Source organism: Actinophytocola sediminis (genome assembly GCF_054779715.1).
The window spans coordinates 1-6,276 of sequence record NZ_BAAGXS010000161.1 but is presented as its reverse complement, the minus strand read 5'-3'; the positions used below and the strand labels follow the sequence as shown (position 1 = coordinate 6,276).

Genomic DNA, 6,276 nt, shown 5'->3' with positions numbered 1-6,276 from the left:
GGCGCCGGCCGGGGTTCCCAGCGGGCGTCGGCGGTGCGTACCGGGCGCCGGCCGCCGACCACGCGGCCCGCGTTCGCCGGTGGCGGCACTCGTCCGTTGGCGCGGGCCGAATCCGGGCGACCGTGTCCCGGTGCCCCACGGCCCTCCCGCCGATAGTTCACCCCTGACTCCTCCCGCAGCGACTACCTGGGCTTCCCCGAGTGCTCCCAGCACAAGCATCGACTGTCACAGCGTTGACGTGTCGGGCGCGACCGAGGTTGTTCGTAGCGTGGCACAGATCGCTCAGCGTGACCGATCCGGCGCGCACAATCAGCGACTCGTGCCGCCGGCCGGCACGGTCCGGGCGCCCGGCGGTCTCGCCCGCACCGGTTGGGCGCACGCGAGGGCCATGCCGAGCGCGGCGACCATGGTTGCCCCGTGCACCGCGGTGCCGACCCCGCTGATCGTCGTGAGCATCGGCGGCACGCACGCGATGGCGCCGACCACCCACGGCCCCGGCCTGGCCGCGGTCTGCAGGTGCACGCAGTGCACCAGGTACCAGCCGAGCAGCAGGTGGATGAGGTTGGCCATCGGGTCGATCGGCAGCCCGAGCAGCGTCGAGGTCTGCGTCCACCCGGACAGCCCGGTCACCGCGAACCCCAGCACGCCGAGCACCCCGTAGACCAGGCCCAGCCCGGCGGCCACGGTCTCCGGCCAGGTCCGGCGCGGCTCGGTGTCGGTCAGGTCGTCGGCCAGGTCGGCCGGCGCGGGCGCGGCCGGGTCAGCACGTTCCAGCCGGCGCTCGAACCACAGGAACGTGACCAGGGTGGGCAGCGCGACCAACCCGATCGCGAACATGGTGCGCGGCTGGGTCAGCCACTCGACGCCGCTGCCGGGCAGTTCGGCGCCGCCGGCCACCCCGACCAGGCCCTCGAGCACCAGCATCGCGCACAGGTACAGCAGGTAGACGGTCATCGGCGCGGCCCGGATGACCGCGACGGCGCGCGCGACCCAGCTGGTGGTCACCGCCCGTAGTCCCGGCTCGCGCGGCAGCGTCACCAGGCACAGCTGCACGATCCCGATCAGCAACACCCCGGCCAGCGACGGCGCGAACGCCGCGTAGCCCGTCGGCTCGGCCAGCTGCAGCCTTGGCTGCGCGCCGAACACGGTCAGCACCACCAGCCCGGCGAAGGCCAGCAGCGCGCCGGCCACCAGCAGCCAGCGCGGCACCCGCCACAACGCGCCGTCGGTGTAGTGGAACGCGAGCTGGGCGAACAGCAGCGCCACCAGGACCCCGCCGGCGTGCGCGGCCACCGAGCCGCCGACAAAGCTCAGCCCGACCACGCCGGCCAGCAGGACCAACGGGGTGCTCACCGGCAGCCGCTCGTGCAGCCACCGGGTCACCGGCGTCACCGCGACCACCACCAGGTACAGCCCGAGCAGCCACAGCGGCTGCACGATCAGCCTGCTGAACGCGGTGATCGAGTCGTCCGGCGCCTCGAGCAGCTCCAGGGACAGCGGGATGACCAGCCAGGCGATCACGAACGCCAGCACCGGGCGGATCAGCCAGCCGATCCGGTTGACCAGGTACGTGCCGTAGCCAGCGCCGGCCGCGCGGGTGCTGCGCCAGGCCAGCAGCGTGGCCTGCCCACCGGCAAGGAAGAACAGCGGCACCAGCTGGAACAGCCAGGTCAGGGGCCACACCCAGCCCGGCTCGGCGTCTCCGCGCATGGTGAACGCCAGCAGCGACTCGGCCAGCACGATCCCGGTCAGCGCGAGCACCCGCAGCAGCCGCAGATAGTCGGCGCGCGCGTGTTCGGCCGGGTCGAGCGCCGGCGGGGCGAGCGCGCGGCGGGGCCGGTGCCGGCGCGGACCGCGGCGCACCACGGCGGGCGCGCGCGCCACGATCAGCAGCGTGATCACCACCATCGCCACCGACCACGGGCCGACCGGCTCGTTCTCCGGCGGGCCCCAGCTCTGGTGCCAGGAGTTGACCACCAGGCCGACGGTGTACATCGAGGCGACCGCGTCGCAGGAGGCGGGCGTGCCGCGCGGGTTGAGCTCGCACTGGGCGTGCATGTCCATGGACAGCCGGTCGTCGAGGCGTTCCCGCAGGTCGCCCGACAGCGGCTGGCCCTTGGCCTCGGCGTAGCGCAGCATGTCGTAGCCGAGGTCGTGGGCCTTGCAGCCCACGCTGTAGTCCCAGCGGGTGTCGCCCCACGGCGACGAGCAGCCGCCGCCGGGGTGCACCGCGCGCTCGGTGCCGTCCGGGGCCTCCATGTGCACCGGCTCGCGGCCGCTGACCTCGGTGAAGTCCGCTGGCAGCAACGCGATCGGGTCCCGGCCACTGCCGGGCGCGAGCTGTGCCTCGATGGCCTGCTCGACCTTGGCGACGTCCCCGGTCGGCTCGGCGACGGCGTGCGGGGACGGCCGGGAGGCGATCACCGCGAACGCGGCCGCGGCCAACAGCATGAGCACCAGCCAGCGCAACCTCGGCATGCCGGACTGGACCCGTTCGCCTCCCAGCTCCGGGCCCTCGACCAGCCCCCCGATCATCGGCCGCCGGGTACGCGCGTCCCCATGCGGGCAGATTACCGGTTTGGCGTGGCGGGAACGGGCAAATCAGGCCATGATCGGCCACTGATCGGTCACGTCTAGGAGGCGACGCGGACCTGGTCGCGGCCGTTCTCCTTGGCCTCGTACACCGCCGCGTCGGCGAACTGCAGCAGGTCACCGAGGGTGGTGGCGTGGTCGGGGTAGATGGCCACGCCGATCGAGGTGGTGCGGTTGGTGATGGCCACCGGGCCGCCGCGCTTGTCGGTGGTCGGCACGTGCAGCTCGGAGATCATCCGGCGGATGCGCTCACCGGCCAGCTTCGCCTCGTCGGCGGTGGCGTCGGGCAGGAACACCACGAACTCCTCGCCGCCGAACCGGCCGATGATGTCGCTGGGCCTGGTCGCGCCGCGCAGCGCGTGCGAGACGTACTCCAGCATGTCGTCGCCTGCCGGGTGTCCCCAGGTGTCGTTGATCGACTTGAAGTGGTCGAGGTCGACCATCAGCACCGCCGCCGAGCCGTTGGCCCGTTCCACCCGTGACAGCGCGCGTTCGGCCCCCTCGCGCCAGCCCCGGATGTTGAGCAGACCGGTCTTGGGATCGGTGCGCACGTCCTCCTGCAGCTGGCTGATCTCCGCGATCCGGTTGCCGATGACGCTGACCACCACGATGATCGCCAGCGCGGCCGGCATGTTGACCAGCAGGATCGCCGCCACCGCGCCGAGTGCGATGGTCAGCGCCTCGAGCTCGTTGTCGTCCTTGGTGCCCAGTACCGTCCTGGTCGTCGGCCGCGACGTGCTCAGCAGCACCGCGCCGACCCCGATGATCGCCGCCTGCGCGGAGAAGTACACCAACCCGGCCAGCAGCAGGACGCCGAACTCGGTGAACGAGTCGAGCACCGGCGACCGGGACCACGAGTGCGGCCCGAACGCGGCCACGACCTCGTGCGCGGCCACCGCGGCGAGCAGCACGCTCGACGTGGAGAAGGTGAACCGGAACAGCGGGCGCCTGGCGACCACCCAGCGCTGGGTGCGGCTGAGCACGATGCTCAGCAGCGCGAGGTGGATGGGCAGCACGACCACGGCGGCGAACGACCAGATGCCGACGAGGTCGATCTGCACCGTCGGCTTGCGCGAGCGGCGCCGTTCCTCCTGCCGCCGGGACAGCTGGAGGTGGACCGACGCGCACAGGGCCAGCGCGGCGAACCGGAACCAGTCCTCCTGCACCGGGATCGAGGCGGTGACGGTGGTCAGCACTATGGCCGCGGTCGCGAGCAGCTCGCAGACCATCACGTAGCCGATGACGCGCGGCCGCTGCTGCCAGAGCGTCCACTGCCGCAAACGCACGAAAAATGTGCCGCCGGAGTGTCGCGATCGGCGCTGATCGTTCACACTTGTAGGTGACATCGGTATCGCGCCCCGGTCAGCCGTGCGTTTCTCCCCCCGACGCGATCCGCCACCGAGGCTGGGTCAGTCGGATGACGTGACGCCTGCCAGGGCAGTTCGGGAGCAGCGGGGTTCATGGACAAGCATCCTTCCATCCGTGGTACCCGACAGTGTGCCCCGAAGGAGCTGCCGGCCAGGACTCGGCGTTCGCGGTCGAGTTCCCGAAGACCCGATGCCGCGGAAGGCGGGTGATTTCGGACTGTGGTCTGTACGTGGCCGGGATGGCTGCCATAATGTCCAGCCGCTGGGTCGAGATCGACTTGCTGACATCTCCATGGAGGTGAACCCGATGAGGGACCGCGATCTGTGATCTCGCGTGCCTGCCGTCTCGGCTGTCCTGCCCGGCACGCGGGTCACGTTGTCGTCATGACGTCGAGGTGTTCAGGTTCGGGGTGAGCCCCGGTTGCTGCGCCGGCCGGTTGTGCCGCGCCCACGCGAACGTCGCCGGGATCGCGATGGCCACGCCCAGTGCGCCGGCCAGTGCGATCGTGGTGGTCGACGAGCCGATGCCTTCGGCAACCGCACCGCCGATGGCCACGCCTACTCCCTGCGAGACCCGAAGCCCCGTTCGGATGACGCCGAACGCGCCGCCGCGGATCTCGTTGGGCACCAGGGACGTGAACGTCGCGCTGACCGTGATCTGGTACGCGCCGAACGCGCCGGACAGCGCCAGCAGACCGATCACCAGCCCGACGCTCGGGTCGAGCGCGAACAGGATGAGCGTGGCCGACGACGCCGTCGCGAGCACGCCCATCACCCGCACTCGGTGGTGTGCGGCGACGTAGCGGCTGAGGACGAACGCGCCGACCACGAAGCCGAGTGGGTCGGCGGCGAGCATCAGGCCGATGGTCGCCGACGACGCGCCGAGTTCGGCGGCCAGTGGTGCGACCAGGCCTTCCGGGATCACGACCAGCCCGACCAGCCAGGACAGCGTGATCAGCGTGCGCAGCCTGCCGGTGCCGAAGACGTAGCGGGCCGCGCCGAACCAGCCGTTGTCGCTGCCGCCCGCCGCCTGCCGGTTCTGGATGCACAGGTGCACGATGACCGTGCTGACCAGGAACGTGACCGCGTTGATCGCCAGCGCCCAGCTGGCGCCGACGCCGACCACGAGCACCCCGCCGCCGGCGAGGCCGAGCAGCATGAGCGTGTTGGTGGTGATCCCCCGCAGGTCCTGGCTGCGCAGGTACAGCACGTCGTCGGTGAAGATCTCCCTGGTCACGGCGTTCTGCGCGGCCGCGGCAGGCGACTGGACCAGGCCGACGCCGAACACCAGCGCGCACAGCACCGGGATCGGCATGCCGGGGATCGCCATCAGGCCGACCAGCAGCGCCTGCCCGGCGGTGCACACGACCATCAGCTGGCGGCGCGGGTAGCGGTCGGCGAGTTGGGACAGGCCGAGGCCGCCGGCCAGGGCGGAGAGGAACGTGAGCGCGTAGACCAGGGCGGCCAGCAGCGCGGAGTCGGTGCGTTCGTAGACCAGGATGGTCAGCGCGACCTTGGCGAGCTGGTCGCCGAAGATCGACTGTGCTTCCGCGAACCAGAGCGCACGGAACTCCCGGACCGCCAGCACGGCGGAGAAACCCGGCGTCCGTTGGCTCAACGTCAACCCCCGTGTCGACCTCTCGTCGGCAGATCCCACCCCGAACCCGGGGATGCCCCCGAGTTACGTCGACTCCCCGCGTTCGTCACGCGCGGATCCTTGTCAACGTCCTGATCGCCATCGTGATGATGCTCATCCGTCATCATCACGTAGCTCAGAGTACCGGCACCTGCGAGAACCGTGGGCATGGACGGTTGGTCTGGAGGTGTTCCCAGATGCCAATAGTCCTCCTTTTGGCGCAATCTCACTGGTATCAACGCAGCTTAGAGTGGGTATCGCGGCCGGAGAACCGGCGGGGTGTCCCGGGCGCGTCCGGTCGCGCCGACCCTACTTGTCGCCCAGCAGGCGCAACAGATCGTGCGTCACAGCTGACTCCTGGTCGCGGTAGGTTCGCGCCGTGTTGGCCACCGAGGAGGCAAGGGTGTCGGCATTACGACCAAGGCCATGCACCTGATGGCGTAACGCCGTGCCGTACCGGTCCAGCGCGGCGGCGAACCCGGTCTCCCGGCCGATCCGGCCGAAGCTCTCGTCGGCCTTGGCCACCGCCCGCAGCCCGCCCGCCCGCAGCGCGGCCAACTCGTCGGCGACGGCCCTGGTTCGCCTGGCGTAGTCCGCCAGGGCGTCCGGGTCGACCTGGAACCCGTCCCGGCCGCGCCGGCCGTCGGTGCGCGCGGGCCGGGGCCGCCCGGCCGCGGCCGC

At 71.4% G+C, this 6,276-nt stretch carries 4 protein-coding genes; all 4 read right to left on the bottom strand.

The features are described from left to right. Positions 1 to 309: 309 nt before the first annotated feature. Entirely contained in the window at positions 310 to 2,535 is a 2,226-nt protein-coding gene (locus ACYVIP_RS45195; RefSeq protein ID WP_460407478.1) for a phospholipase A2, read from the bottom strand. A 98-nt stretch (positions 2,536 to 2,633) separates the two neighbouring features. Then, complete coding sequence (locus tag ACYVIP_RS45190; protein ID WP_460407476.1) at positions 2,634 to 3,878, bottom strand: GGDEF domain-containing protein; 1,245 nt, start codon at positions 3,876 to 3,878, stop codon at positions 2,634 to 2,636. A gap of 463 nt (positions 3,879 to 4,341) precedes the next feature. Continuing rightward, positions 4,342 to 5,577 (bottom strand): MFS transporter, encoded by a 1,236-nt coding sequence (locus ACYVIP_RS45185; protein WP_460407475.1) that lies wholly within the window; start codon positions 5,575 to 5,577, stop codon positions 4,342 to 4,344. Between the two features lie 327 nt (positions 5,578 to 5,904). Then, on the bottom strand, positions 5,905 to 6,276 hold a 372-nt coding region (locus ACYVIP_RS45180; RefSeq protein WP_460407473.1), incomplete at its 5' end, for a type VII secretion target.

Excerpts from the sequence above, each read along its gene's own strand:
- ACYVIP_RS45195 (WP_460407478.1), bottom strand. The coding sequence starts at position 2,535 with ATGATCGGGGGGCTGGTCGAGGGCCCGGAGCTGGGAGGCGAACGGGTC.